25 protein-coding genes and 4 pseudogenes are annotated in these 26,501 nt (G+C 60.8%); 20 read left to right on the top strand and 9 right to left on the bottom strand.

Annotated features, from left to right (window positions below):
• Window positions 1-23 precede the first annotated feature (23 nt).
• Window positions 24-524, top strand: a pseudogene (locus tag GCT19_RS35320) (ATP-binding protein); the annotation flags it as partial.
• 190 nt (window positions 525-714) lie between these two features.
• Here the strand turns inward: GCT19_RS35320 and GCT19_RS35315 are convergent.
• Window positions 715-954, bottom strand: a complete 240-nt coding sequence (locus GCT19_RS35315; RefSeq protein WP_018435815.1) for a phasin family protein — start codon at window positions 952-954, stop codon at window positions 715-717.
• A gap of 873 nt (window positions 955-1,827) precedes the next feature.
• Between GCT19_RS35315 and GCT19_RS35310 the strand changes: the two are divergent.
• Window positions 1,828-2,645, top strand: a pseudogene (locus tag GCT19_RS35310) (IS5 family transposase).
• A gap of 242 nt (window positions 2,646-2,887) precedes the next feature.
• Here the strand turns inward: GCT19_RS35310 and GCT19_RS35305 are convergent.
• The 6 genes and pseudogenes from GCT19_RS35305 to GCT19_RS35280 form a co-directional block, all read right to left on the bottom strand.
• Window positions 2,888-3,874, bottom strand: a complete 987-nt coding sequence (locus GCT19_RS35305) for an aromatic/alkene monooxygenase hydroxylase subunit beta (protein WP_018435814.1) — start codon at window positions 3,872-3,874, stop codon at window positions 2,888-2,890.
• A 384-nt stretch (window positions 3,875-4,258) separates the two neighbouring features.
• A pseudogene (locus GCT19_RS43785) lies at window positions 4,259-4,500 on the bottom strand (IS5/IS1182 family transposase); the annotation flags it as partial.
• 92 nt (window positions 4,501-4,592) lie between these two features.
• On the bottom strand, window positions 4,593-4,907 hold the full coding sequence (locus GCT19_RS35295; protein ID WP_018435813.1) for an MmoB/DmpM family protein: 315 nt from the start codon (window positions 4,905-4,907) through the stop codon (window positions 4,593-4,595).
• 19 nt (window positions 4,908-4,926) lie between these two features.
• Entirely contained in the window at window positions 4,927-5,262 is a 336-nt protein-coding gene (locus GCT19_RS35290; protein ID WP_026228763.1) for a Rieske 2Fe-2S domain-containing protein, read from the bottom strand.
• 7 nt (window positions 5,263-5,269) lie between these two features.
• The gene (locus GCT19_RS35285; RefSeq protein ID WP_018435811.1) at window positions 5,270-5,530 is read right to left on the bottom strand and encodes a toluene-4-monooxygenase system B family protein; all 261 of its coding nucleotides are present in this window, start codon (window positions 5,528-5,530) and stop codon (window positions 5,270-5,272) included.
• Window positions 5,531-5,554: 24 nt separating this feature from the next.
• Complete coding sequence (locus tag GCT19_RS35280; protein ID WP_026228762.1) at window positions 5,555-7,060, bottom strand: ferritin family protein; 1,506 nt, start codon at window positions 7,058-7,060, stop codon at window positions 5,555-5,557.
• A gap of 119 nt (window positions 7,061-7,179) precedes the next feature.
• Here GCT19_RS35280 and GCT19_RS45115 point away from each other — a divergent pair.
• The 17 genes and pseudogenes from GCT19_RS45115 to GCT19_RS35200 form a co-directional block, all read left to right on the top strand.
• Window positions 7,180-7,770: pseudogene (locus GCT19_RS45115) on the top strand (transposase); the annotation flags it as partial.
• A gap of 543 nt (window positions 7,771-8,313) precedes the next feature.
• A complete protein-coding gene (locus tag GCT19_RS35275) occupies window positions 8,314-9,399 on the top strand; it encodes a hydrogenase small subunit (protein ID WP_026228761.1) in 1,086 nt (361 codons plus the stop codon).
• 58 nt (window positions 9,400-9,457) lie between these two features.
• Window positions 9,458-11,314, top strand: coding sequence for a nickel-dependent hydrogenase large subunit (locus tag GCT19_RS35270; protein ID WP_018435806.1), 1,857 nt, complete (start codon window positions 9,458-9,460; stop codon window positions 11,312-11,314).
• A 57-nt stretch (window positions 11,315-11,371) separates the two neighbouring features.
• Window positions 11,372-12,082, top strand: a complete 711-nt coding sequence (gene cybH, locus GCT19_RS35265; protein ID WP_152854485.1) for a Ni/Fe-hydrogenase, b-type cytochrome subunit — start codon at window positions 11,372-11,374, stop codon at window positions 12,080-12,082.
• Window positions 12,083-12,089: 7 nt separating this feature from the next.
• Window positions 12,090-12,752, top strand: coding sequence for a HyaD/HybD family hydrogenase maturation endopeptidase (locus tag GCT19_RS35260; protein ID WP_018435804.1), 663 nt, complete (start codon window positions 12,090-12,092; stop codon window positions 12,750-12,752).
• Between the two features lie 8 nt (window positions 12,753-12,760).
• Entirely contained in the window at window positions 12,761-13,096 is a 336-nt protein-coding gene (locus tag GCT19_RS35255) for a HypC/HybG/HupF family hydrogenase formation chaperone (RefSeq protein WP_018435803.1), read from the top strand.
• Window positions 13,093-13,527 (top strand): thioredoxin domain-containing protein, encoded by a 435-nt coding sequence (locus GCT19_RS35250; protein ID WP_018435802.1) that lies wholly within the window; start codon window positions 13,093-13,095, stop codon window positions 13,525-13,527. The genes GCT19_RS35255 and GCT19_RS35250 overlap by 4 nt, the downstream gene beginning before the upstream one ends.
• Window positions 13,528-13,535: 8 nt before the next feature.
• Complete coding sequence (locus GCT19_RS35245; RefSeq protein ID WP_026228759.1) at window positions 13,536-14,387, top strand: hydrogenase expression/formation protein; 852 nt, start codon at window positions 13,536-13,538, stop codon at window positions 14,385-14,387.
• A 2-nt stretch (window positions 14,388-14,389) separates the two neighbouring features.
• Window positions 14,390-15,097, top strand: coding sequence for a [NiFe]-hydrogenase assembly chaperone HybE (gene hybE / locus GCT19_RS35240; protein ID WP_018435800.1), 708 nt, complete (start codon window positions 14,390-14,392; stop codon window positions 15,095-15,097).
• Complete coding sequence (locus tag GCT19_RS35235) at window positions 15,094-16,161, top strand: nickel-dependent hydrogenase large subunit (protein WP_018435799.1); 1,068 nt, start codon at window positions 15,094-15,096, stop codon at window positions 16,159-16,161. Before hybE ends, GCT19_RS35235 begins: the two co-directional genes overlap by 4 nt.
• Before the next feature lie 52 nt (window positions 16,162-16,213).
• The gene (locus GCT19_RS35230) at window positions 16,214-16,561 is read left to right on the top strand and encodes a hydrogenase maturation nickel metallochaperone HypA/HybF (RefSeq protein ID WP_018435798.1); all 348 of its coding nucleotides are present in this window, start codon (window positions 16,214-16,216) and stop codon (window positions 16,559-16,561) included.
• Between the two features lie 31 nt (window positions 16,562-16,592).
• A complete protein-coding gene (hypB, locus tag GCT19_RS35225) occupies window positions 16,593-17,573 on the top strand; it encodes a hydrogenase nickel incorporation protein HypB (protein WP_084598374.1) in 981 nt (326 codons plus the stop codon).
• Window positions 17,570-18,745: a Kae1-like domain-containing protein gene (locus tag GCT19_RS35220; protein ID WP_018435796.1), complete on the top strand. Its 1,176-nt coding sequence runs from the start codon at window positions 17,570-17,572 to the stop codon at window positions 18,743-18,745. The genes hypB and GCT19_RS35220 overlap by 4 nt, the downstream gene beginning before the upstream one ends.
• Window positions 18,736-18,993 carry a HypC/HybG/HupF family hydrogenase formation chaperone gene (locus GCT19_RS35215; protein WP_026228757.1) on the top strand — a complete coding sequence of 86 codons (258 nt, stop codon included), beginning with the start codon at window positions 18,736-18,738 and terminating at the stop codon, window positions 18,991-18,993. The genes GCT19_RS35220 and GCT19_RS35215 overlap by 10 nt, the downstream gene beginning before the upstream one ends.
• Window positions 18,990-20,126 carry a hydrogenase formation protein HypD gene (hypD, locus tag GCT19_RS35210; RefSeq protein WP_018435794.1) on the top strand — a complete coding sequence of 379 codons (1,137 nt, stop codon included), beginning with the start codon at window positions 18,990-18,992 and terminating at the stop codon, window positions 20,124-20,126. The genes GCT19_RS35215 and hypD overlap by 4 nt, the downstream gene beginning before the upstream one ends.
• Entirely contained in the window at window positions 20,123-21,199 is a 1,077-nt protein-coding gene (gene hypE / locus GCT19_RS35205) for a hydrogenase expression/formation protein HypE (RefSeq protein WP_035491315.1), read from the top strand. Before hypD ends, hypE begins: the two co-directional genes overlap by 4 nt.
• An 875-nt stretch (window positions 21,200-22,074) precedes the next feature.
• A complete protein-coding gene (locus GCT19_RS35200; protein WP_018435791.1) occupies window positions 22,075-22,935 on the top strand; it encodes a sterol desaturase family protein in 861 nt (286 codons plus the stop codon).
• A gap of 551 nt (window positions 22,936-23,486) precedes the next feature.
• Here GCT19_RS35200 and GCT19_RS43775 read toward each other — a convergent pair.
• Both GCT19_RS43775 and GCT19_RS44485 read right to left on the bottom strand, forming a co-directional pair.
• Window positions 23,487-23,627 (bottom strand): PDDEXK nuclease domain-containing protein, encoded by a 141-nt coding sequence (locus tag GCT19_RS43775; protein WP_018435789.1) that lies wholly within the window; start codon window positions 23,625-23,627, stop codon window positions 23,487-23,489.
• A 1,667-nt stretch (window positions 23,628-25,294) separates the two neighbouring features.
• Complete coding sequence (locus tag GCT19_RS44485; protein ID WP_265102391.1) at window positions 25,295-25,495, bottom strand: transposase; 201 nt, start codon at window positions 25,493-25,495, stop codon at window positions 25,295-25,297.
• Between GCT19_RS44485 and GCT19_RS35185 the strand changes: the two genes are divergently transcribed.
• Entirely contained in the window at window positions 25,469-26,203 is a 735-nt protein-coding gene (locus GCT19_RS35185) for an IS6 family transposase (protein WP_084598373.1), read from the top strand. The genes GCT19_RS44485 and GCT19_RS35185 overlap by 27 nt on opposite strands.
• Window positions 26,204-26,501 lie beyond the last annotated feature (298 nt).

The following is a 26,501-nucleotide window of genomic DNA, read 5'->3' as shown; positions in this document are numbered from 1 at the left end:
CCAAGAATTTGTCCGCACCCCCTAAAACCCATCTTGCTCTCGCGCTTGGATAACGTGCAACGCAGGCCGGGTTTCGCACCCGCTTCATCACTGCCGCCGATCTGCTGATGCAATTGACGACAGCGTTGCACCGCAACCAGCTCGAGGAAACCATCAAGCGGATCACGAAGCCCTACAAGCTTCTCATCATTGACGAGATGGGATACCTGCCCATGGACCGGGAGCAGGCGAACCTGCTCTTCCAGGTGGTCGCCAAACGATACGAAACCGGCAGTCTCATCCTGACCAGCAATCTGCCGTTCGGCCAGTGGGACCAGACCTTCGCTGACGATGCAACGCTCACGGCGGCGCTCCTCGACCGGCTTCTTCATCACGCACACGTCGTGCCGATCTCCGGCGACTCGTACAGGTTGAAGGAAAAACGTCAGGCCGGCATGATCAACCGCATGCCACCACCGCACCTAAACGACGCAGACGACATCAAACGCAAACGCAATTCGAAGGAGGCAGCCCCTAGTCATTAACCGCATGAGCGGGTGTATCAAATTACGATTGCGTTTGCGTCCGAAGCTGTATCAACTTGAGATTGCGTTTGACAAAATCGCGGAATTCAAAGCGCTGGTCCATCGTCGGCACCTGACGGCGGAATTGCACCTGTACAATCGGTGCGAACTTGGCCCGTGTTACCAACAAGATGTCGACCGCGTGACGGCTTTACGCAAGCACCCTCTCAGTCATCCGCTCAGCGAAGTTGTCTTGGAGCGAGAGCCTGTCCCGGTGCTCCTTCGACGATAGCGACTTTTGCACCAGTTCGAACATATCGGCAAACGTCGTGCAGGTCCATTGATTTTTCAATGCAAGCAGTTTCCCAACGCTCACCACTGCCTTGTTGCCAAGCTCAAAGAGGTAATCAAGCGTTACGTTTTGGATTGCGGCAATCTGTTCCCGGTTCATTATGAAGCTCCAGTGTGCGCGTTCCGGACACGAAGCCGGCGCCTCCAGATCTTGCGACAGAGATCGCACAGTGGGCCACAAACGCGCGCCGGATGTGGTGCGCGTCAGAATTCTCCCAGTCCGGAGACCCGTCGCTCCAGCCAGACCGGCTCTCTTGTCCAGAGCATATCCGGCCCTTCTCGATTGATTTTTATCTGCTTGAATGTGTCTTGACCGCCATCAAGGATCTTAGGTGGAGACTTCTCGGGGCCCACATTCGTCGGTACAGACGACGAAGCGACCGTCCATGGGGACACTTCGCCACACGTGAAGACGAACTTTCGCCTGTCCGCGTGGCCCTCCTTAAAATGGGCCGCCCGACACGTTCTCGATCGCTGTGGGTCCGCTTCCGTGATGAACGTGGGCAGCCCCAAGAGCGGGGACGTTCCGCAACCTCCCTGCGAAAAAGGTGCTCCAAAAACAAGCGACGACGCGCCTTATGGGCGGCCCTAACTCGTCGTCAGGAGAAGAATGGTGATCACAACCGCGCGAACTGCGTGAATCCAGCGTGCCGGTAGCCCGAAGGTCCTAGCCTTCCGATGCCGCAACCGGGAAAGCATCAGGTAGTCTGCGTACCAAGGCCCTTGGTCTGAGCCGGTCAGAGTCCGCTCGTTCTAGAGAATCACTATGTCTTTCAACCCGACTTTTCCGTCGAAGATCGGTTACGTGGCGTCCAGCATCGTTAAAGCCGCCGATGAGGACGTTGCGAATCAAACGCCCGCTAGTCTGGCCGCGTATCCAGTCCTAAGAAACGGTTTCAAAAAGGCTGCGTAGGGGCTGTTAACCCGCAACACAACCTGTAACCTCGATCGTCGTGACAACAGGATCGAGGAGATGGGCAAACCAATCATCGACGACGAACTGTGGACACTGATCGCGCCACTGCTACCACCAGCGAAGCCACGCCGCTTCAAGTATCCGGGCCGCAAGCCGGTTCCGGATCGGGCTGCGCTGACGGGCATCTTGTTTGTGCTCAAGACTGGCATCCGGTGGCGAGATTTGCAAGCAGAGATGGGATGCGGCTCTGGCGTCAGTTGCTGGCGAAGGCTACGCGATTGGCAACAAGCCGGCGCATGGGATCGATTACACGCAATGCTTCTGGCGAGGTTGCGAGCGGTGGACAAGATCGACTTCTCGCGCGTGGTCGTGGATTCGTCCTCGATTCGTGAAATTGGGGCGGGCGAAAAACTGGTCCGAACCCCACCGATCGAGCGCGACCTGGGTCCAAGCACAACCTCGCCACCGACGCCAACGAAACGCCCATCGCGGCAATCCTGACGGGTGCCAATCGTAACGACGTCACCCAACTCGTTCCGCTGATTGAGGCCATCGTGCCGATCGGCGGCAGGCGCGGGCGGCCTTTGAGCCGTCCTCGCCGCGTCTACGCCGACCGGGGTTACGACCACGACAAATACCGACGCGCTCTTCACGAGCGCAGTATTCCCACTAGCATCGCGAGGCGTGGCCACCCGCATGGCAGTGGCCTTGGGAAAGTCCGTTGGGTTGTCGAGCGTACGCATGCCTGACTGCATCATTTCCGTCGTCTACGTATTCGCTTCGAACGTCGCGCTGACATTCACGAAGCGTTCCTCAAACTCGGCTGTTGTTTGATCTGCTGGAACACTCTTCAGCGCGTTCAGCAGTCTTTATGAAACCGTTTCTAAGTGAGCGAAATTGGCGGCATCAGTACTTTGGCGGACTTTCCTTAACAACCGAATCGGACGCTCGCCGGACTCGAACAAGCGCGGTGTGCCCCACGCCCTTCAGCTTTCCGGGTCCGGCAAGCAACGCGCCAAAGATGTGGCAGTCACAATCGCTCGACGCATTTCGCCAAGACCTGTCGATACTCAAGCACGTCCCTTTCGATGCTCCCTAGGTCTGCTCGTGCCGGCACTCATATACCGACCGACCGCCTGAACTCGCGCGTGGCCGCTTTCGCGCGCGCGCTGGCGTCCGGTGCGTCGGGGAGAGCAACACACCACGCCGCGATAGCTTTGTCGGCGAGCGGCTCCCACTTGCTCACCCAAGCCGTCAGCACCGCGCGGTTGTTTTTCTCCTCGAGCGCCATGCGAACGAGTTCGGCAGCCCAACGCCGGTGGCGCTGGGCGTCGATCAACTGCGCATCGGTGATGAGGCCGAGCAGCGTATCGCCGTTGTGCCGCGCAGCCACTCCGAGGCTTCGCAAGACGGTTTCTTCCACCGCGGGGCGCGCGACGAGGTTCAGCGCGGCGAAACTCTCCGCCCAGTCCCATGCTGTGAGTGCGTGCTCGACGAGCTTGCGCCAGCCCTGCCATGCCGGATCGTCCTCCCAGTAGTGCCGCTCGTCAGTACCGAAGCCGAGGTCGGCGAACGTCAGCGACAGTTCTTTGGTGCGATACGCCGTGTGAGTGAGCCAGCGCAGCGTGTCCGCTGTCTGATAAGCGGCGCAGTTTGAGATCGTGGAAGCGGGCGCCATCTGGGTCAGATAAGCCGAGCCCATTTGCAGTGCATGGAACAGGAAGCGCGCGGGCGTGTAGTGGCGCGAGAGTGTACCCGCCCAAGTGCGTGCGAGCATGGTGTCGTGACCGCGTGCTGAGAACTGGTCTAGCAGCCCGAACACATACGTTTCCTGCCCGTCCTGGAGCATGTTGTAGGTGCGGTAGACGAGCTCGTCAGGATCGCGGAACGCATTCCAGTCGGGCTGAGTCAGCGGGGAAGCATTGCGGTTTCGCTTGAACCATTGCGCCATTTCGAAGTTCGGATCGAGCTCGAACGGCGCATCGGGATTGTCGGTCGTGTAGTGCAGATTAGTCGTGACGATCTCGTACTCGCTTGGCTTGCGCCGCCGGGCCGCCAGATGGCTCCATGTTTTCAGTGGCTTGAGTACTTCGGGTCGCGTCATGATTGTCTCCAGTTAAGGAAGGGGCTGCAGAAGTCGCTTTCAGAGCAGGGATCCTCCGCACTCATCGCAGTCTGAACGGCGACGACATTCTTGTGTGGAGATTTCCCGGTAGAGTCACCGGTCAGGCGCCGTGCCGGTGAAAAGTATGGCCGCACCGAACAGATCTTCCGCGTTTCGCAAAGCTCTGCGTATCTTTCATAAATTGCCCAGAGCAGACCGCGTCGTGATCAGGACAGCATTTTTCACCAAACCCATATAGCGGGCCCCCGCATCGCCGAACTGTCGCCTGATGATGGGAAAGGGACTCAACCTTGGCACGGATCTCTGCCTTGAGCCAGTCGATCTGATCGTGAATAGCGTCCAGACGATCGCTCTGCTCCGGTGCACCACGCCGCCGTCAAGACCCTGGAACTCGCGATACAGCACCTCTTCCATTGCAGGGTCCGACAGAGCGAACTCGTGCTGCATAAACCGAATTTTCGGCATCGTCGCGATCGGGAAGAGCGGTCGTCCGTTTTTGCCTAGCGGATAAATGCGGCTCGATCAGCGCAAATCAGCTCCGACCAAGGTACAACACGCCGCATCGCCTCGAGAGATTCGGACTTCCCCTTGGTTGAAAGATCCAAGGAACTGCGACATTACACTTTTACCCAACTAATTCGCGATGCTTCCAAGATAGCTGAACGGGCGTCAATGCCAAGAATTCGGCAGACCTTTGTTAAAGCGTCTTTTCGTAGTAGAAACGCACATACTCGTCGGTCGTCTCGATACGGCCCGCGAACGAACTGAGATTGACTTCGAGTTCGGACATCCTGAACGGCCGACCCAGCGCTTCCTCCAACGTCGCGCGGCATAGGATCAGTTCGCCGTCCGCGTCGATGCGCACATATGCGAGCTTGTCGTCCACGCGGATCGCCTTGCCGGGGTTGTCCTCGTGCGCGGCTTCGATGACGCCGGCCGTGATGCTGCTCGCGCGAAGCACCGGACCCACGCGGTTGTTACGGTAAGCTTCGGCGGTCTTGTCAACGATCATGTTGTGTTCCCCTCCGGACTCAGGAATGGGCAAAGAGCGCATGAACGCCTTCTACGGCAATCAGAACATCGTCGCCTTGGAGCTTCACGAGATATTCGGCGAGACCGCAGTCATCCGGATTGATTCCTTTGCCCGTTTTTGCGTCGAAGGTCCACTGATGAGCCCGGCACGTCAGCACGCGCCCATCGAATTTTCCTTCAACGAGCCTAATGTCGTGGTGCGGACAAATGCCCTGAAAGCCGCGCGGCTCGCCGCCTTCGGGACGTACCAACACTATCACGTGGCCATCCACTTCCACCTCGGCCATCTCCGCTTCCCACAGGTCATCGAGAGTACAAACTCTCCGAAACCTCATGTCGCCCTCAATCATCGCAAAAGATGAATTCCAGCGTTTCCATCGGCTTGATGTCGGTCTCGGCGAGTTTCGCGTTGCGCGGATAGAACTGCTTGCTACCTTGGCGGCGCACGCGGATCACCTTGTCGGGTTGAGGCGCTACTCGCCGGCCCACCGAATGATGAGATGCTGCGGCGGCGATCTCGTCCATGGAATTGTCGGTATCCACGGTTACGAGCTGCAATACAAAGTCATACTGAAAATTGGAAATCAAAGGAACAAGAGCCATATCGCCCTCCATTGAATCGCCGCTTCATGCAGCCTTTTCTTCGTAAAACTTGTCGCAGTACGCCTTGACCCACGCGTAATGGTGCGCGTCATCGCCACATTCGCCCGGGGCGAGTTCCATGTACTTCAACGCACCCTCCAGGTCGGGTGGCTGGATCTGCCCAGCCAGTAAGCGATCAACGAGAGCGAGGTGATTGCGGTAGCGAACGGGATCCTGCTGGAACACCCAGCGATCGATTTCCGAGTTGAAGTGATACGTGCGGCCGTTGTAGTCGAGCGGATGGTCCTTTACATTCCAACCATTGCCAGGAATCGCGCAGATGGGCAGTTGGCTCATGTTGCAGACGATCGGCAGCGTCTCGGAAACGGTGAGCTCAGGCTTGCCGGCCAGCAGGTTATCGATTATGACATCCCAGACTTTGCCGAACGTGTCGTTCCAGCCGGGATATTTTTCTTCAAGCCAGTCGCGGCACTCGGGTGTTATGCCGGCAGCAGGATTCCACCACACGGTAGGCCGCCAGAACCAGATAGCCAATTGATACGCATGGTGCTGGTAGTCGAACTCGCTAACTATCTGTTCCCAGTACCATGGCAGATCGAGTCCGAGGTCGATCAGAGTGCGTTCGAACTGACCTACGATCCACTCCCGCATGAATTCCTTAAACGACTGCTTGCGATGCATGAGTGGCGTGGCGTAATCCATCGAGGAGCCCGTGAGCAGGCAGAACAGACGCCACGCGCGTGCGATGGCGACATCAACGAGCTTTTGAGCTTGCTCTTTACGGCCATTGGCGATCAGGATCTGCAACGCGGGCCCCCCGATTTGCGCATGGCGCGACTCATCTGTCTGAATGCTGGAAATCAGGCTTGCAAAAGTGAAGTCGCCCGCTTCGGCGGCATTGGCCGCGAGGCCAAGAAACTGCATGTTGGTAAAACCCGTTTCGAACGCGAAGGTCAGCATGACCGCGATTTCGATCGCACTGCGCGACATGAACAGGTCATCGAACGCGCTGCGCGCGGCAATCGCACCCCACGCGTTTGTGTGATACGCCTTGTGGGCCCAATCGAACTGACGATCCTTGGGACAGTAGTCGTGAGGGAAGTAAAGCTGCAACTGACCGTGACGATTCTCGTCGAGCATGCCGAAGGTGGCCATATTGCGCATGCCGGGCGCACGGCCGAAACGTACCATTCGGGCCTCGGCGCTCATCGCCGCATATTCGCCGAGCGCAATTGCACCGTAGTGCGCCTTCAGAATGGAGAGCCACCCCGGATCGGCGTCCTCGAACATGCGGCTACGCTCAAGTGCCTCCTTGACCGAATATGCACCAGCATCCTTCTCACGCTGGATGCGCACATACTCGGGATACGACGTCTTGTAGGGCTCGTCGTAGGTTTCCCAACTCGCCATGGGAATGCCTTGCGCACCAGACATGAGATCGGGAAAGAGCTCCGACTCCGTCACATATCTTGAGGTCCAGTTGGTGGCACGTGCAATGTCATACCATGCGGCTCGTTCCAGTAACGCCATCGTGATGCCTCCTTTTGGAATGGGCGATGCGTCTTCCCGGCACGATGCGCACTCCACCGGGCGCCCCTTGAGAACGCAAGATCAATGCCAATCCGCGGCGTTTCTTTCTTAGCGGCCGCCGTCGTCTTCTTGAAACCCTCAAGCTGGGTGAGAAATTGATTGCCGAAGTCGGCCGAGTGGCGAGCGGCATTGAACTCAAGAGCATCACGGTCATGGATGCCGCCATCATCGGTGCGCCAAAATTCGACGAAGAATGAACAGAATTCGCGCTCCCCCAAATGCACCAGACGCGCAAGACTAGCAATGGTACTACGGCGCCAAGCTATACATCGACGAGGATAGCCAGAGTGGCCTGGCGCACGGCGTAGTACCGGCCAACGTGCATGAAAAGCTTCCACTGCCGCAATTGCTGCACGGCGAGGAGCGGACGATCTACGCTGACAGCGCCTACGCCAGCCAGAAGGCTAATCCACAGCAAAGCGGCACACCCACCGCGCGTGTGAAGTCAATACGGTGCAGCGCGGCGAGAACTGCCACAAGTCGAGGATCCGCGCACGCGTGGAGCATGTCTTCGCGGTGGCCAATCGACTGTGGGTTTCACGAAGGTGCCTACCACGGTTGGCGCAGAGTGCGAACCAGGCTTCATAGCTTTGGCGCCCGCCAATCTCTACCTGTCGGGCACGCGATTGATGGCACAAGTGCGTCCGTAATGGACGAAAGGCGGCCCAAAATCCGAGGAGTATGGGGGGTATGGTCGGCGTCACGACCTGGAACACCTCCGCAAGGCCGACACGTCGCAAATTCGGCGACTCTTTCAGCCTAGCCTTAACGTGACAACGCCGACATATGTCGTCGAGAATTGGACAAACAAGACAGGCACTCGAAGAATTTGTCGAGCTTTCTCGGCAATTTTTCTAGTTTCACGCCGTGCGAAAAGGTGGCGCATAGGTTGATTCGTGAACCTCCTCCCAGATATTTTGCTTCGTTCTCTGAAGAACCCGTACTGGCTGACCTCTGTCAAACCAACGGCCCGTCTCCATTACGAGAAGGTTTGTCGGCGCAGCACGTAGTCCTTCCCGCTTCCGCCTCAATTATGGCAAGCGCCGCGGAACATTTTTTTCGTTAGGGATCCGCGACGCAAGGTCGGCACGAATCTTGTTATTTTCAAAACGCTTCACCGACAGTGAGACGCCCGAAGACGCGGTCGCATGTCAGCTTCGCAGGGCCGAACGCCATCAAGGGACCACATAGTGATCGAAACGTTTTATGAAGTCATGCGACGCCAAGGGATCTCGCGCCGTAGCTTCCTCAAATTCTGCTCGCTGACGACAACGTCGCTCGGCCTCGGGCCTGCGTTCATGCCGAAGATTGTCCACGCAATGGAGACCAAACTGCGCACGCCGGTGCTCTGGCTACACGGACTCGAATGCACCTGCTGCTCTGAGTCGTTCATCCGCTCGGCGCACCCGCTGGCGAAGGACGTCGTGCTTTCAATGATCTCGCTCGACTACGACGACCTCTTGATGGCTGCCGCGGGACACCAGGCCGAGGCGATCCTCGAAAACGTGATGACGAAGTACCGTGGCAACTACATCCTCGCCGTCGAAGGCAATCCGCCGCTGAGTCAAGACGGCATGAGCTGCATTATCGGCGGCAAGCCATTCGTCGATCAGTTGCGCCGTGTGTCGAAGGACGCGAAGGCTGTGATCTCGTGGGGGTCGTGCGCGTCGTGGGGCTGCGTGCAGACGGCAAAGCCGAACCCGACGCAGGCGGTGCCAATCCACAAGGTGATCACCGACAAGGCGATCATCAAGGTGCCAGGCTGCCCTCCGATCGCCGAGGTGATGACGGGCGTCGTCACCTACATGCTCACGTTCGACCGGATACCGGAGTTGGATCGCCAAGGCCGTCCGAAGATGTTTTACAGCCAGCGCATTCACGACAAGTGCTACCGCCGTCCGCATTTCGACGCGGGCCAGTTCGTCGAGTCGTGGGACGACGAAGCGGCACGGCGCGGCTACTGCCTCTACAAGGTCGGCTGCAAGGGCCCGACGACCTACAACGCCTGCTCGACCGTGCGTTGGAACGGCGGTACGAGCTTCCCCATTCAGGCGGGCCACGGCTGCATCGGCTGCTCTGAGGAAGGATTCTGGGACAAGGGCTCCTTCTACGATCGGCTCACCCGGATCGATCAGTTCGGAGTCGAAGCGAACGCCGACAAGATCGGCGCTACCGCGGCCGTCGTGGTGGGCGCCGCCACTGCTGCGCATGCAGCCGCTTCGGCAATTCAGCACGCCAGGTCGAAGCAGGGCTCTATGGACGACCGCGACGGCCAATAGCTACACCCGCGTCGGGGTGCAGCCGACAAGCACAGGAAGCCGCAAAAGAAAAGCAACCATGACAGCCATTTCGAACCCAGGATTTCAGCTCGGTAGGAACGGACGCCGGATCGTCGTCGATCCGGTCACACGCATCGAAGGCCATATGCGCGTCGAGGTCAATGTTGATTCGAAGAACGTGATCCGCAACGCCGTTTCCAGCGGCACTATGTGGCGTGGCCTTGAAGTCATTCTCAAGGGGCGCGACCCGCGCGACGCATGGGCGTTCGTCGAGCGTATCTGCGGCGTATGCACGGGATGTCACGCGCTCGCCTCCGTGCGCGCCGTCGAGGACGCGCTCGACATCCGCATTCCGCCCAACGCGCACCTGATCCGCGAGATCATGTCGAAGACATTGCAAGTGCACGACCACGTGGTGCACTTCTATCACCTGCACGCGCTCGACTGGGTCGACGTGTTGTCGGCGCTCAAGGCCGACCCCAAGTTAACGTCCGAGTTGCAACAGCGCATCTCGCCCGCGCATCCGATGTCGTCACAGGGTTATTTCCGCAATGTGCAGACGCGTCTACGCAAGTTCATCGAAAGCGGCCAGCTCGGTCCGTTCATAAACGGCTACTGGGGCAACTCCGCGTACGTGCTGCCGCCGGAAGCGAATCTGATGGCCGTGACGCACTACCTCGAGGCGCTCGACATGCAAAAGGAGTGGGGCAAGATCCACGCGATCTTCGGCGGCAAGAATCCGCACCCGAACTACCTTGTGGGGGGCGTGCCTTGCGCGATCAATATCGGCAGCGACCTAGCGGCCGGCGCACCCATCAACATCGAGCGCCTAAACTTCGTCAAGTCGCTCATCGACGATGCGATCACCTTCTGCCGCAACGTCTATGTGCCCGATCTGCTTGCAATCGGCACGATCTACAAAGCACGCGGCTGGTTGCATGGCGGCGGCCTGGCCGCGACCAACGTGATGGACTACGGCGCGTATCCGCTCGTCAACTACAACCCATCCACCAACCAGATGCCGGGCGGAGCCATCATCAACGGCGACTGGAACAGGCTCCTGCCGGTTGATCCGCGCGACCCCGAGCAAGTGCAGGAATTTGTCGCCCACTCCTGGTATCAATACCCTGACAACTACCGCGGGCTGCATCCTTGGGACGGCATTACCGAACCGCACTACGAGCTCGGACCCAACACGAAGGGCACGCGCACCGCAATCGAGTCGATCGACGAGAGCGCGAAGTACTCGTGGATCAAGTCGCCGCGCTGGCGGGGGCACGCGATGGAAGTCGGACCGCTCGCGCGCTACATCCTCGGCTACGCACACGCGGAGCAGAGCAATCCGCATTGCGGCCGTATGAAGGAACAGATCGAGGCCTCCCTCCTTGCCGTGAACCAAGGCATGCCAAAGCTGCTCGGCTTGCCGGAAAGCTCGCTTGGCGTGAAGCAACTGCTGCCGACCACCATCGGCCGCACACTCGCCCGCGCGCTTGAAGCGGAGTATTGCTCCGAGATGATGGCGGACGACTGGCAAAGCCTCTTACAAAACATCCGCAACGGCGACACCTCGACCGCGAACCTCGACAAGTGGGACCCTTCGACGTGGCCAGCCGAGGCGAAGGGCGTGGGCGCGGTCGCCGCGCCGCGCGGCGCGCTTGGCCACTGGATCAGGATCAGGGACGGTCGCATTGAGAACTACCAGTGCGTCGTTCCGAGCACTTGGAACGGCAGCCCGCGCGACGCGAAAGGGCAGATCGGCGCGTTCGAAGCGAGCCTCATGGACATGCCCGTGGCGAACGTCGAGCAGCCCGTCGAGATCCTGCGCTCGCTGCACTCGTTCGACCCTTGCATGGCTTGCTCGACGCACGTGATGAACGCGGACGGTGCGGAAACGACCGCCGTGACTGTGCGATAACCCCACCAGGCCGCCACAGCGCCTGCGCTCGTCGGCGCCGCGCGGCAGGAAAGGATGATGACAATGCAATCGTATTCTCGACGCGAAAAGGCGGCTGACTTTGTTTCGTCCACCGAGGCAATTTACGTGTACGAAGCGCCGGTACGCGTCTGGCACTGGATCAACGCAGTGTCGATCGTCGTGCTGGCGTTGACCGGCTATCTTATCGGCGCCCCGCTTCTCACACAGCCCGGCGAGGCGAGCACGAATTTTCTGATGGGCTATATCCGCTTTGTGCATTTCACCGCGGCCTACCTGTTCGCAATCGGGCTTGCGGGCCGCGCGTATTGGGCGATTGTCGGCAATCGCCATGCGCGCGAAATGTTCTGGGTCCCGGTATTCTCGCGCGAGTACTGGATGGACATGCTCACCATGCTGCGTTACTACTCGTTCCTCGGGCCCACGCCGCGCCAGTTCAGCGGGCACAATCCGTTATCGCGATTTGCGATGTTTTTCGTGTTCTTGCTGATCTCACTCTTCATGATCGTGACCGGTTTCGCACTGTATGGCGAAGGCGCGCAGGCCGGCTCTTGGCAGCAGATTGCGTTTGGCCAGGTATCCACGTTTATCGGCCAGTCGCAGACCGTGCACACGTGGCATCGCCTCGGCATGTGGGCGATCATGATGTTCCTTATCGTGCATGTCTATATGGCGATCCGCGAAGACATCATGGCCCGCCAGAACATGGTCGGCACGATGATATCGGGCTACCGTACCTTCAGGAAGTGAGGTTGCAATGCTGACTTGCCCACAAACCGGCGTGCCTGCCATCGTCGTACTCGGCATCGGCAACTTGCTGTGGGCCGACGAGGGTTTTGGCGTGCGCTGTATCGAGGCGCTTGAGCAGCACTTCGAGTTCGCCCCGCACGTGAGCCTCATAGACGGCGGCACGCAAGGGCTGTGTCTGGTCCAGTACGTCCAGGCGGCCGACAGTCTGCTCATTTTCGACGCGGTCGATTACGGTCTCGCGCCGGGCACGCTGAAGATCGTTGAGGATGACGACGTACCGGCGTTCCTCGGCGTGCGCAAGATGAGCCTGCACCAGACCGGCTTCCAGGAGGTACTGATGCTCGCGCGCCTGACAGGCCGGTATCCACGCCGCGTGCTGCTGATCGGCTGCCAGCCCGACGAAGTGGCCGATTTCGGTGGCAGCCTGCGACCCGCCATTAAAGCATCGCTCGAGCGCGCGCTCGAACTTGGCCTCGAGCGCCTTGCCGCATGGGGCGGAGAGCCCACGCCGCGCCACACCCCGTTAAATGCCGACGATGCGGTCACGCTGCCGCATCTCGCGCTTTCGCGCTACGAAGGCGAGCGGCCCAGCGAGGCCGATGCGTGCCGCACCGGCGACGTGCGCGTGCTGCTGCGCATGCGCCGCGAGGAGCCGCCGTCGTGTGTATAGGCGTGCCGATGCGGGTGGTCGAGGTGCAGGGCTTGCGGGCGCTGTGCCACGGACGCGGCGGCCACCGCCGGATCGACACTTCGCTAGTTGGTCCATGCAGCGCCGGTGAATGGCTGCTGGTTTTTCTCGACACGGCGCGCGAGAAGCTCGACGGGACACGCGCGGCAGAAATCGACGCGACGCTCTCGCTCGTGGAACTGGCGCTGGAGGGAGATGCCGCCATGGCCCGAGCGAGCCCGAATTTTGAATTGCCGTCTGCGCTCGGCGTGGACGATTTGACCCGGTTGACCTCCAGCGCGCAACCGGCGCATGGCCGTCACGGGTCCTCCGAGGAATCGCCATGACAAATACGAACGGTACCGCGCTTGACGCGACGTCCGTGGCGCAGCGGCTAACTGATGGCAGACACGCCGTGTCCGTGGACGAACGAAAGGTAGACGATTGGATTGCGGACGGCGGCGAATGCGTAGCGCTGCTCACGGCCGACGGGACGCGCTTTCCCGACTTCCTCGACGTGGCCGTGGTGCTGCCCGAGGTCGCGCGCCGCGTGTGGCGGTGGTCGTGGCGGTGGCCGTGGTCCACGTTGCTGTGGCTGCACGCCGGCGCTTATGTCACGAGGATCTCCAGTATGACGGACTGGAATGACTACGTGGCAAACGTCGCACATGCGCTCGGGCAGCCGACTACGCGGACGCCATGGGTCGGCATTCCCGGCCGCACCGTCGGCGCTTCGCCCGGCTGTCACGAATTGTCGATCAATCTTTGGGGTCGTTGATCGTGTCCATGAGTCCATTTGCCATTCCCGTCGCGCCTTTCCGCCCGGGCAACCAAGCCGAGAGCGATGCGGTGCTCGACTATCTGCCGATGCCGCAAGGCATGCGCATCTATCTGGCGCCGACGCTGCGTGAGCGCTGCGATGCGCGGGCACTCGGCGGCGCGCGCGGCGTGCTTCGCAGCGTATTAGGCGTACTGGCGGCATACGAACCTGGTACGCCGTCCGAAGCCATCGATCTGACGCCGTACGATCGAGCAACGCTGCGCGTTCTCAACGACGTGCTGGGCGAGGGCGAGGTCAGCGCGCGCGTCGACGGCGCGCAGCGGAGCGGCGGGCTGATCCAGGAGACTGTGTTTACCGGCCTGTGGCGCGTAGTCGAGCGGAACGGCGCGCGCCCGGTCGACCGGCTCGAGATCGGCGCGGCCCCCGCGATGCTTGCGCCCAAAGACCCGGCGCCGCCGATGATGCCGTTGCCGGACATGCTGCCGCTCGACGTGATGAACGCGCCGTCGATCCTGAGCGAAGTACGCGATTCCGCCGCGCGCTGGCGCGCCGGGCATGCGCCCCACATTGTCAACTTAACGCTCCTGCCATTGTCGCCGGGGGATCAGCAACTGATCGACGCCGTGCTGGGCGAAGGTGCGGTGCAGATCTTGTCGCGCGGCTACGGAAATTGCCGAGTGGGCAGCACGGCGATCGCGAACTGCTGGCGTGTTGCATATTTCAACTCGCAGGACATGCTGATCCTGAACACGATCGAGATCATCGATCTGCCAGAGGTCGTGCGCGCCGCGCCGGAAGACCTCGCGGATTCGCGCGAGCGCTTGACCCAGTTGATCGATTGGATGGGTGAGGCGTGACGATGGACGAGCGAACGAAGCAATTCGAGGGCTGCCATCTCGGCGCCAGCAGCCCAATCGCGACGCACACGTGCCTCGAATGCAAGTTCTGCTGGTGGATCCACCATCCCGAACAAGGCGATCCGGTCTTGCAGATTCCTCCGCACGCGATGTTCGCGGCGCTTCAGGCGCACTGGCGCTGCCGCGTTTATGGCCGCGCGCCGGATCAGGTCATGGTTCTTGTGGGACGCGGATTGACCGTGCGTGCAATCCAGCGAAAGGTCATACACGGCGATCCAAGGATGGCTACGCTTGTAGCGCACTTCGAAACGGCCGCAACCAGTGCGATGCCTGACATACCGGTCGTGAAACTCGCCTTGCGTATCGAGGGGACCGGCTTTGAGCCGGTGCCCGGCGAGACCGGGGCCCGATGCGTTTGGTTCGGGATGCCGATCACGCCATGGTCCATCAGGCCCCTCTCGTTACCCGGCGCGGTGCAGGACTGGGTGGAATGTCCGCGGCCGGCCGGCAAAGCGCACTTGCGCGTTGGCGACGTCGATTTCAAATGGCTCGGCGCGCACGCGCAAGACGTCGGAGCCTATGCGAGCTGCTCGCTCTTTTTGCCGATGCTCGAATTCCCCAGACAGAAGAGCGCCACATCGGGCGGTGTCCCGCGGGTGTCGCGTCATGCGCTCCTGCTGCGGCCGGCCGCGTTCGGGAGCGCTCCATGACCGCGGCGATGCTGGCAGCATTGGCCGCACAATACCGGGTGCGCCCCGGCCGGAACGACAGCATTGCGGGCGGGCGCCCACCACTGGCCGCCGCGCTGCTGCGCGGGCAACCGGTAGCAACCGCTCCGGCGCGGCTGTCGGCGCTGTTCTCGTTGTGCGGACTCGCGCATAGGCTCTGCGCAGAACTTGCCGTCGGCGCAGCGGGCGCTGCAGTGGAGCACAAACGCGACGATGTGACCAACGCCGCTCATGCCGCAATGCTCATGCGTGAGACGCTCGCCGTGCATCTTCGCTGCATGTGGACCGACTGGCCGGTACGGCTGGCCGCCGCCGCGCCGCGTACGCTGCCCGACGTCGAGTCGATTGACTCCTCCGACTGGCTGGAGCGGCATGTTCTGGGCATGCCTGCAAAAAAGTGGCTCGCGCACTGGACGGACGATCCGCGTGGCTGCTTAGCGGCGTGGTGTGCCCGAGCCGCGACTTTCCCGGCCCGGTTGCTGGCAGCCTGCCGCACGCACGCCGATACGATGCGCGCTACGCCGCGGCCGCTCATCATCGACGAAACGCGGTTAAGCGAACTGGCCGTGGCGATTGCCGAGAGTCCGGTCTTCGCGCACGCGCCCGTACAACGCGGCCTGCCCGCAGAGACCGGCGTGTGGACACGTAGCGACGATCCGCGTGCACTGGAATACGACACGCCTTGGCTGCGGATTGGCGCGCGCGTCGCTGAGGTGGCGCGGCTGACAACGGGCGACGGCGGGCCAAGTGCGCTTCGCTTTGGCGCGCGGGCGTCCGCGCCCGGCGAGGCGCTCGGCTGGTGCGAGATGGCGCGCGGCGTGCTGCTCCATTGGGTACGCCTCGCGCCAGACGATGCGGCGCGCATCGAGGACTATCGCGTGGTCGCGCCGACCGAGTGGAATTTCCACGGCCAAGGAACGCTCGCGCGAGCCTTGTCGCGGCTGGACCCGGCGTGCGGCGATGGAACGTTCGCCGCGCGCGTAGGCGCGTGGATGGGCGCGTTCGATCCGTGTGTCGCCTATGTGGTCGACACGGACGGCGCATGAGGACAAGGATGGAGACAAGGCCCCGAATACTGAGCTGAATGGAAGCCAAGGTATGCATGAAGTAAGTCTGGCCGGCGGCGTGCTTGCGTTGGTTGAAGCGGCCGCCGAGCGTGAGAGCTTTGTCCGCGTGAAGGTGCTTAGGCTTGAAGTCGGGCGCCTTGCTGGCGTCGATGTCGAGACGCTGCGCTTCGCCCTCGAAGCGATCGCGCCCGGCACCTGCCTTTGCAGCGCACGCGTCGAGATCGACGAACCTTCGGGAAGCGCGTGGTGCATGAACTGCAACGCGACTGTGGCGCTGGCCACGCGGGGCGCGCCCTGCGCGCACTGCGGCGGCTACTGGCTCCAGCCGAACGGCGGCACGGAGTTGCGCATCGTCGATCTGATCGTCGACGATGCCTGACAATCATCGGATTCGCTCAAGGAGAAGCAACATGTGCATAGTATGCGGGTGCACCACCACCGGCGATCAGCAAAACACCGCTCAGGGGGACGAGTGTGCGCATGCGCAGGGCCAGTCGGACACTCATTCCCACTCCCACCGGACGCCACCGGGCAAAGACCTACACTACGGTCTCGGGCCCGCGGGCCTCACCGTGCCCGGCCTAGACCAGGGCCGCACCATCAAGCTCGAGCACGACGTGCTAGGCGAAAACGATCGCCATGCCGCCGTCAACCGGCGACACTTCGCGCAGCATGGCGTGCGTGCGCTCAATCTTGTGTCGAGCCCGGGCTCGGGGAAAACGACCCTGCTGTGTGCGTCGATCGCCGCGCTGCGCGAGCGCATACCCAGCTTGCCCATCGGTGTGATTGAGGGCGACCAGCAGACGGCAAACGACGCCGAGCGCATCCGCGCGGCCGGTGCGCCCGCGATCCAGGTAAACACGGGAAAGGGCTGCCATCTCAACGCCGCGATGGTCGCCGCGGCCTTCGGACGGCTTCCGTTGCACGATCATCGCCTTTACCATGACCAAAAGCACGAGCGTGAACACGTACCACTCACGCCCGGCGCCCCGTGCAGCGTGCTCTTCATCGAGAACGTAGGCAATCTCGTCTGCCCCGCGCTGTGGGACCTCGGCGAGGAGGCGAAGGTCGTGATCATCTCGGTAACGGAGGGCGAAGATAAGCCGCTCAAGTATCCCGACATGTTCGCCGCCGCGCGCCTCATGATCGTCAACAAGATCGACTTGCTGCCTTATGTACAGTTCGACGTCGAGCAGTGCATCGCGTATGCGCGCCGCGTGAATCCGTCCCTCCAAGTGATCTCGCTCTCGGCCACGACCGGCGAAGGCCTCGATGCGTGGCTCGACTGGATCACGAGTGCGCGCGACTCGATTGCCGAGCGCATTGGCGTGCTGGAGAGCAGCCTTGCGGCGCAGCGTGCGCGAAAGCATCGCGCCGGAGGCGAGGCATGACGGCGCGTGTGCAGAACCTGCCCCATACCCTCGGCGAACAGACGGTGCTCGCCACCGGCGCATGGCTGAAGAACGCTGCGTGCCTGTGCATCGGCGGCGACGTTCACTGGTCGATGCTGCACGGCGATCTCGATGATCCGGAGCACTGTGTGGCGCTCGACACATCGGTGGCGGCGCTTGTTGAGAGCGCCGAGCGCGCGGGGCAGCCCGTGCGCATGATCGCGCACGATCTGCATCCCGACTTCTACAGCACGCGCGTCGCGCTCGAATTGGGTGAGCGGCTCGGCGTGCCGACCGTCGGCGTCCAGCATCATCACGCGCATATTGGCGCGGTTGCGGCCGAGCATGGGCTGCGCGAGCCCGTGATCGGCCTCGTGCTCGACGGCGTAGGCTTCGGCACGGACGGTGCCGCATGGGGCGGTGAGCTGCTGGAGGTGGCGCCCGCCTGCTGGCGGCGCCTCGGCAGTCTCACGCCACTCGCGCTACCCGGCGGCGACGTCGCGGCGCGCGAGCCTTGGCGAATGGCCGCCGCCGCCCTGCACGCGCTCGGGCGCAGCGGCGAAATCGGGCCGCGGCTCTCGGCCGCCGTGGGCGCGACCGCGGCGCGCACGGTCGGCGTCATGCTCGCGCGCGGCCTCAATTGCCCGCCTACCACCGGTGCGGGTCGCTGGTTCGATGCGGCGGCGGGACTGCTCGGCCTGTGCCTGCGCCAGCGCGCCGAATCCGAGGCGGCCATCGCGCTCGAAAGGCTCGCGAGCGGCTACCTCGTCGCGCACGAGGCCCCCGATGTGGCGGGCCTGTGGCGCATCGCAGACAACGGCGAGCTCGACCTTCGTCCGCTCCTTGTCAAGTTGCTCATGCTCGCGGACGCCGGCGAAGCCGCGTGCGGCGCGGCCGTGTTTCATGTTGCGCTGGCCAAGGCGCTCGCCCAATGGGCTGCGCTTGCCGCGCAGGGGCGCGCCGTTCTGTTCGGAGGCGGCTGCTTTGCTAACCGGCTGCTCACTGCACATATAGGGGAGTCGCTCGCCTCGCACGGCGTGCGCACCCTCATGCCCGACACGGTGCCCTGCGGCGACGCCGGACTAGCGCTTGGCCAGGCGTGGGTTGCCGCATATGGTCCGCAGATGTTGTCCATGCCTACGACCGCAAGAGGAGTCAGTCCATGTGTCTAGCCATGCCGGCACAGCTCATCGACCGGTTCGACGCCGAAATGGGCGTCGTCGAGCTCGGGGGCGTTCGAAAGACGGTCTCACTCGCGCTCGTACCCGACGTGCGCCTAGGGGACTTCGTGATCGTGCATGTCGGCTTCGCGCTTGGCATGATCGACCCCGAAGAGGCCGAGCGCACGCTCGCGCTGTTCAGCGAGGTCGCTCGGTCGCTTGGCGACGCACCCATCGTCCAGTCCGGAACGACGCAATGAAGTACGTCGACGAATTCCGCGACGACGAACTCGCCGCGCGCATTGCTGGGCGCATTCATGCAGAGACGCTGACCGAACGCCGCTATCACTTCATGGAGTTTTGCGGCGGTCACACGCACGCCATTTCCCGCTTCGGCGTGGCCGATCTTCTACCCGGTAACGTGTTGATGATCCACGGTCCCGGCTGCCCAGTTTGCGTGTTGCCGATCGGGCGCATCGATCTCGCGATTCGCCTCGCGCTCGAACACGACGTGATCCTCTGCACGTATGGCGACACGATACGCGTGCCTGCCTCGTGCGGTCTATCGCTCCAGCGGGCCAAGGCGCGCGGGGCGGACATCCGCCTTGTGTATTCGCCGCACGACGCGCTGCGCATCGCGCGCGAGCATCCGGAACGCGAGGTCGTCTTTTTTGCAATCGGCTTCGAGACCACTGCGCCGCCTACCGCGCTCGTCGTGAGTGAAGCGGCAGACTGCGGCGCGGAGAACTTTAGCGTGCTGTGCTGCCATGTACTCACGCCCGCGGCGATGACACATCTGCTCGCCGAGCCGTCCGCCGACGCGAACGCGGTGCTGCTCGACGGCTTCGTCGGTCCCGCGCACGTGAGTGTTGTGATCGGCTCGGCGTCTTACGAGGCCTTTGCGCAGAGGTATCGCAAGCCGGTCGTGATTGCCGGGTTCGAGCCGCTCGACGTGCTGCAGGCGATCCTCATGCTGGTGCGTCAGGTCAACGATGGTCGCGCGGAGGTCGAGAACGAGTTCACGCGCGCCGTCACACGCGCGGGCAACGCCGCCGCGCAGGCGCTCATGCAGGAGGTGTTCGAAACGCGGGAGTCGTTCGAGTGGCGCGGCCTGGGCGAGGTCCCATTGAGCGGTCTGCGCATTCGCCCGAAGTACGCGCGCTACGACGCCGAGGTCCGCTATGAACTGGTCTACCGGCCCGTCGCCGATCACCTCAAATGCGAGTGCGGGGCGATCCTGCGAGGTCAAAAACACCCGCGCGACTGCACAATGTTCGGCACGGTCTGCACGCCCGAGAATCCCATGGGCTCTTGCATGGTGTCCAGCGAAGGCTCTTGCGCCGCGCATTATTCCTATGGTCGCTTTAAGGACATTCGAGTCGTCCAAGCATGAGCCCAGTCCACACATCCCCGGTGAAGCCCGCCTACGTGCGGCCCCTAAACTTTCGCGACGGCCGCATCGACATGGGCCACGGCGCGGGTGGCCGCGCATCGGCGCAATTGACCCGCGAGCTGTTCGTCGCGAGCTTCGATAACGAATGGCTGCGCCAAGGCAACGACCAGGCCACCTTCGCGCATCTCGCGCCCGGGCCCGGCGAGCGCATCGTGATGACCACCGACGCGCACGTCGTCTCGCCGCTTTTCTTTCCCGGCGGCGACATCGGCAGCCTCGCCGTGCACGGCACCGTCAACGACATCGCGATGGCGGGCGCACGGCCTTCGTTTCTCAGCGCGAGCTTCATCCTGGAGGAGGGCCTCCCGATGGCGGATCTGCTCCGCATTGTCGAGTCAATGGCTGCTGCGTCGCGCGCTTGCAGCGCTCCGATCGTGACGGGCGACACTAAGGTCGTCGAGCGCGGCAAGGGCGATGCCGTGTTCATCACCACGACCGGGATCGGCGTCGTGCCCTCGGGCATTCACATTGATGGCGCGCAGGCGCGGCCCGGCGACGTTGTGCTGCTCTCGGGCACTATCGGCGAGCACGGCGTGGCGATTATGTCGCAACGCGAGGGCCTGGGCTTCGACACGGAGATCCGCTCGGACAGCGCCGCACTACACACGCTCGTGGCGGACATGGTTGCCGTCGCGCCCGGTGTGCGCGTTCTGCGCGACCCGACTCGCGGCGGACTGGCCACGACCCTCAACGAGATCGCCAGCCAGTCGGGTGTCGGGATGCACATTCAGGAGCGCGCAATTCCCGTGCTGCCGCAAGTCGATGCGGCGTGTGAACTGCTCGGCCTCGATCCGCTTTATGTTGCCAACGAAGGCAAGCTAGTTGCAATCTGCGCACGCGCCGACGCGCCGCAACTGCTCGCCGCGATGCGCGCACATCCGTTGGGCGCGGCGGCGGTTTGCATCGGTGAGGTGGTCGACGACGCCCACAGCTTCGTGCAGATCGAAACGAAATTCGGCGGACGGCGCATCGTCGACTGGCTTTCGGGCGAGCAACTCCCGCGGATCTGCTAATTCGTTTGCGACGATAGGTATCGGGAGACTGAGAGTGCTTTTTGATCGTCAGGTCGCTAGTCGCGTTGCCTTCGCGGGAGCTTTGAATGATCCATCCCCTTACGGCGTCGTCAAGCAATGAGGTCTCCAGTCCCGCCCTCGCTGCAGCAGCCGTCGATCGCGCTCGTGGTCGAGCCTACGCTACATTCAGACTCTATTACGAGGAATGCTTTCCAATTCATTGTTGCCTGAGCGCTTTATCAGCAGCGGACTGTACCCGCCTCTCTTGGCCGGACAATCTCGCCTAACGTCAATGCCCCGCCCAACGGAAAGCTTCTTCATCGGCTCGACGAACGAATATTCACGCCGCCCGAGGGGACGCATCAGGACACGAAGGGCGAACTGTTCGAATACTTGGATGACCGCAGTCATCGCCATTCCTCAATTTGTTTTGTCTCCCAAGAGCAGTTTTCTCGGGATGGTTTCAAAGCTCAGCAGGCCACGGATGCGGTTGCATAACTCAGATCGGCGAGAACGAAAATTCGCACGCGCGGCGTGACAAGTTGGCCGCTGGCAAAATCGCGCGAATGAATCTTATTGCACCTTTGACGACAATATTTTCAGAAAATCCTTACCATCCAGCCCGTGTTGTCAACGAGTAGACTGTACCAACCGAACGCTGCGAGTCGTCACGGTTAATTTAGCTTGGGAGAGACACCTATCTGGGTTGTCGGATAGAGATGCACTATCTTCCCGAATGATTGACCTGATTTATCGTACCGTGCTGGCAATCGATAGCCTTTCGCCCTGTAACCGCCTAACGAAGACGACACAGGGTTTATATCTTGCGTGCCGAAAAAAAGCAGCGTATTTGGCCTGTTCGACGGAGAAAATCAATGCATGTTCTCGATGTCAATCAAATAACCGACTTTCTGTTGAATTCGTTTAAGTTGGTTTCGATCTTCGCGACCGTGTGCAGCGCGCTCGAGCTTTTCTTTCCGGCTTATCGATACAGCTTCGCATCGTACCTTCGCGGCGCAAGGAACTGGACGATTCGGATTGGATGCGGTGCGCTAATCTGGCACTTGTACGCTGTGGGCTTGCAATGGTTAGGCGTCAAGCCGCTCCTGACGGTCGATCTTTCAACAGTGTTTCACTCTGGCAACGCAGTTATCAAGACGGCTTTCTCCATCCTTTCAGGCGTTTTGGTCGCAATTGCCGGTGACTTCTTTTACTACTGGATGCACCGAGCACAGCACGCCGTGCCATTCCTGTGGCGCTTGCACGCTACACATCACTCCATTCGCGAACTGACAGCGTGGAATTGCAATCATCACATTTCCGAGCCGGTTATCTACGCCTTGTTTGTAGCATTACCGCTCGCGCTGGTCCACTTCGAGTCTGGCGTGGTGCCGGCTGCTGCCATGGCCCTCATTACCTTTCAGGCGCACCTCTCACACTCCAGCACGCGCATCAACCTTGGGCCTCTGCGATATATCATCGGAGACGGCCAGTTCCACCGAATTCACCACTCAACTCAGCCGCATCACCGGCACCGGAACTATGGGTTCTTTACGACCATCTGGGACACGATCTTCAGCACGGCATACTGGCCGAAACGGGACGAATGGCCCGAAGTGGGCCTTCGCAATCAACCCGAGCCCCTCACCGTGCGCGACTACTTTATGTTTCCGTTTGATCGACGTCGCTGGTCTGCGGCTAAGATCGCAAACGATGTACAAGAACGTCGACATTAGAGATCGAGCGCAGTGGGAAGGTTATGGTGGAACTCGGTTTGACGAGGTCAGGAACCAGAAAAACACCAAATCATCTCGAAGAACAACCGAAAGATCGGTGAAGCCGCTGAATCCGCTCGTGCCTACCTCGCTTTACGTAGTCGTTGTAATTATGTGCGGTAAAGACACGCGTCGGTTTCGATCAGTGGAAGAACTTCCGAACCTCAGTGTCTGCGTGTACATCGTCTTCCGGACAAGCAGTTTCTGATTGATGATATCGGCATAGCCGAGAGCCTCATAGAGACGATGAATAGCGACTGTGCAGCGTTCATGTGCAAGGCAGATGCAGCGACCATTGTTTGCAATCTGACCGTCGCACTCGAGTGTTGCTTCGATAAATACCCACGTAACGCGCTGAAATTACAATTTATCAACCTTAGTGTGAGGTGGCGTTTGGACGTAAAAGAGAGCACGAATAGGTCGTTGCTCATTGCGATCTTTCTCATGTTTGACCAACCAGCGAAGATAGAGCTCCCTATGGCTTTTCTATTCTGTGTTGAAAGCATCAATCTTTAAGCAACCGCCACGAAGCGTTTAAGCGTCCGGTTACAGAACAGCAAGTCGAGATAAAGGCCATCATCATCGATCTGGAGTCGCTTCTGGCGGGCGAAGAAGGTGAAGCCATCTCTTAGTTCGAGGAGTAACTGTTCCATTCCCCGAAGGACTGCATCGCATTCATGACGAAGCACTGCGACTTAGAAGTCATCTTCCCTACCCCATCCGCAGCTGCACCCGCCGAATTTCGCTAGTGCCTTCTCCTCCTATCGGAGCGACGCATGCGAAGGCGTCGGTATGCCACGGCAGTTCGGCCATCGGCACGGCGGAGGGAAACAGGCAACCGAGGCCACGGATTGGATCTCCAAAGACCCGCAACGCTTCGCCGCCAACTGAGTTCGGATGGTGCCACATGGTTAGGTGCAGGTACCAAAGGAAAGGCAGCAATAAACTGATACTAAAGATTATATTGTTTGCGAGCATTTCTGGATTTTAGTGGTGGGCGTACGCGATATGGGGTCAACGAACCTTGGTGTGCCGGCACGGGATTGATTCACTCTAGCCAGACCAAAGGCAGAGACGGCCTAATATTTTTGTCAAGCAAGCGGCAGCCGTTCGGGCATTGGATTCCTGTTGTGGAGTATTTCCGACAGCACATTCACACGCCTCCTGGCAAGAGCGATGATGATCTGATGATGGCGCTTCGCTTCTTTACGTTTGAAGGCAGCGCTCTTTGGACAGCGTATGGATGCAAATGCCGACTGATAGAAGATCCGCTTCAAACGGTTGTCGCCCCTTCTGGGGCCGTTTAAGCCAAACTGGATTTCCCCGTGGGGCCAACCTAGAACATTGCTACTCCCGATGTGTCGAATGAATTCCCATAGTCGGGTGGGCGTTCGACACGTCTGCGCCTGCGTCCTCGTACTGCGCGATAAGAGACGGAAACGTGACAAAGTGTCGTCAGCCACCATATATTCGCGAGCGGCCGCTAACCTGCATGCGGGAAAAAGAGCCGGCTGCAAGCAGACGAACCAGGTATTGTCTGAGGCGCAGCGAGATACGCGCGATAGCCACCGTTCCGTCAAGCCGGATCTTTGGGTATTTGAGATGGCCCGTGAAATCACTGAATGACAGCACGAGACTTCACTAGACGGCATTGAGGTACCGCGTGATCGCGGTGAGCCGCCGATTTTCCAGACACTGTCCGGAAAATCTCTCCCTCGGGCGAGGCGAGATGGAAGTCGCGCATGCTAGGCAGATTGGCCCGGCCGATCTCGCGGCCAAAGCGGCGTGTTAAGTCTTCGGCGAGGTATGCGATGATCACTTGCCTCTAGCCAGCGCGCGCCCAGCGGAAAATCGTTCGGCATGGATTTAGCTGTCAATGCTCCTATATCGGCGAACGCGTTGCCATCCCATATGATCGCCACAAGCGCAAACACAGTGCAAGTCGCCGACCTGAAGAGCGAGATCGAGGCGCTTCCGAAGCCCGCGAGAGGCTATCGCCAAACTGCCCATGTCGACGAACGAATTAGCGCTGAAAGCGCTTCAATCGGGCAATGCCGTTGACGCAACTGCAACGCTAAGACGGCTTTTCGCGCCGATCCGTCCGACGTCGAATTCAGGAACAATCTCGCGCTTGAGCGTAAGCGGTCCATCTTTGTCCTCGTTACCGTGTAGATTTCGTCGTTGAATTTGGCTACTTTGGTGCGCACCAAATGAATGGACGGCCCCCAGAAGTTGGACGGTTAGATGGCTACGCCTGACCGCATTGAATCGCTTGGATTTCTTGGAAAGTGCCGAGCGTTGGTTTCGGTCTTTTATGAGACTACGGCCGAAGGCTGTATTGCCCGGCGAACTCGCCCGGTGTCAAGCCGTTGAGCGCCACGTGAGGCCGGGTGTCATTGTAGTCCCGCCGCCAGGCCTCGATCTCGCCTTTCGCCTCCGCCAGAGATTCGAACGGCACTGTCACGTTGGCGAGGTAGTCACGTAAGATGTCACGATGAAGAAAAGAAAATCGCTTTATCACGGCCACCGGTTCCCGGCGGCAATCATTAGTCTCGCGGTTCGGTGGTATTTCCGGTTCCAACTTAGCCTGCGTGATATTGAAGAACTGCTGTTCGAGCGCGGTGTCGTTGTCAGTTACGAGACGATCCGCCGCTGGGGCGACAAATTCGGCGCGGGCTTCGCACATCGCGTCAAGGCTGCTCGCCGCAAACCTGGCCGCACGTGGCATCTTGACGAAGTCTTCGTTACGTTGCGCGGTGAGCCTTATCTGCTCTGGCGGGCAGTCGACCAGCACGGCGCCGAACTCGACATCCTGCTGCAGAAACGTCGCGATAAGGCCGCAGCACAGCGCTTCTTCAACCGCGTGCTGGCCGCCTGTGCCGACGCGCCACGAAGGATTGTCACCGATCAGCTTCGCAGCTACCCGGCAGCCAAGGCCGACATCCCCGAACTGGCGAACGTCAAGCATGTGTTCGTCAAGGCTGCGGCCCGGGTGAACAACCGGGCAGAGAATAGTCATCAGCCTACGCGTGAACGTGAGCGGCGCATGCGCGGATTTCGTGACCCGAAGCGCACGCAGGCTTTTCTCTCCAGCTTCGGCCTGATCCGGCAGCACTTCGCGCTCAAGCGACATTTACTGCGTGCCTCACTCTATCGCAAACAGCTCGCCGCACGCTTTGCCGGGTGGCATCGCTTCACAGGGCTCACCCAAGATCCGTCCAATTTCTGAGTGCGTATTTCGGACGAACGTGACCGGCCGTTTCGGGATGGTGACCGGCGATTTCGGCAACGTGACCGGGCATTTCGGGAACGTGACCGAGCGGACCGGAAGGCAGGATTGGCGTTGCGCATGACATCAACTACGCAGGCTATGCTCGCCGGCTTTTGCCGGAGAGAGCATGCCCGCGCACCGGATGAACATGCGCATGATCAAGGACGTTTTACGACTTAAATTCGACGGCGGTTTCTCGCACGATCGGATCGCCGCGTCACTGGGCATATCCAAGGGCGTGGTCACGAAGTACATA

The sequence above is a fragment of the Paraburkholderia atlantica genome, assembly GCF_009362785.1.
In the GTDB taxonomy this organism is placed as follows: Bacteria; Pseudomonadota; Gammaproteobacteria; order Burkholderiales; family Burkholderiaceae; genus Paraburkholderia; species Paraburkholderia atlantica.
This window is presented reverse-complemented; position numbering and strand designations above follow the sequence as displayed.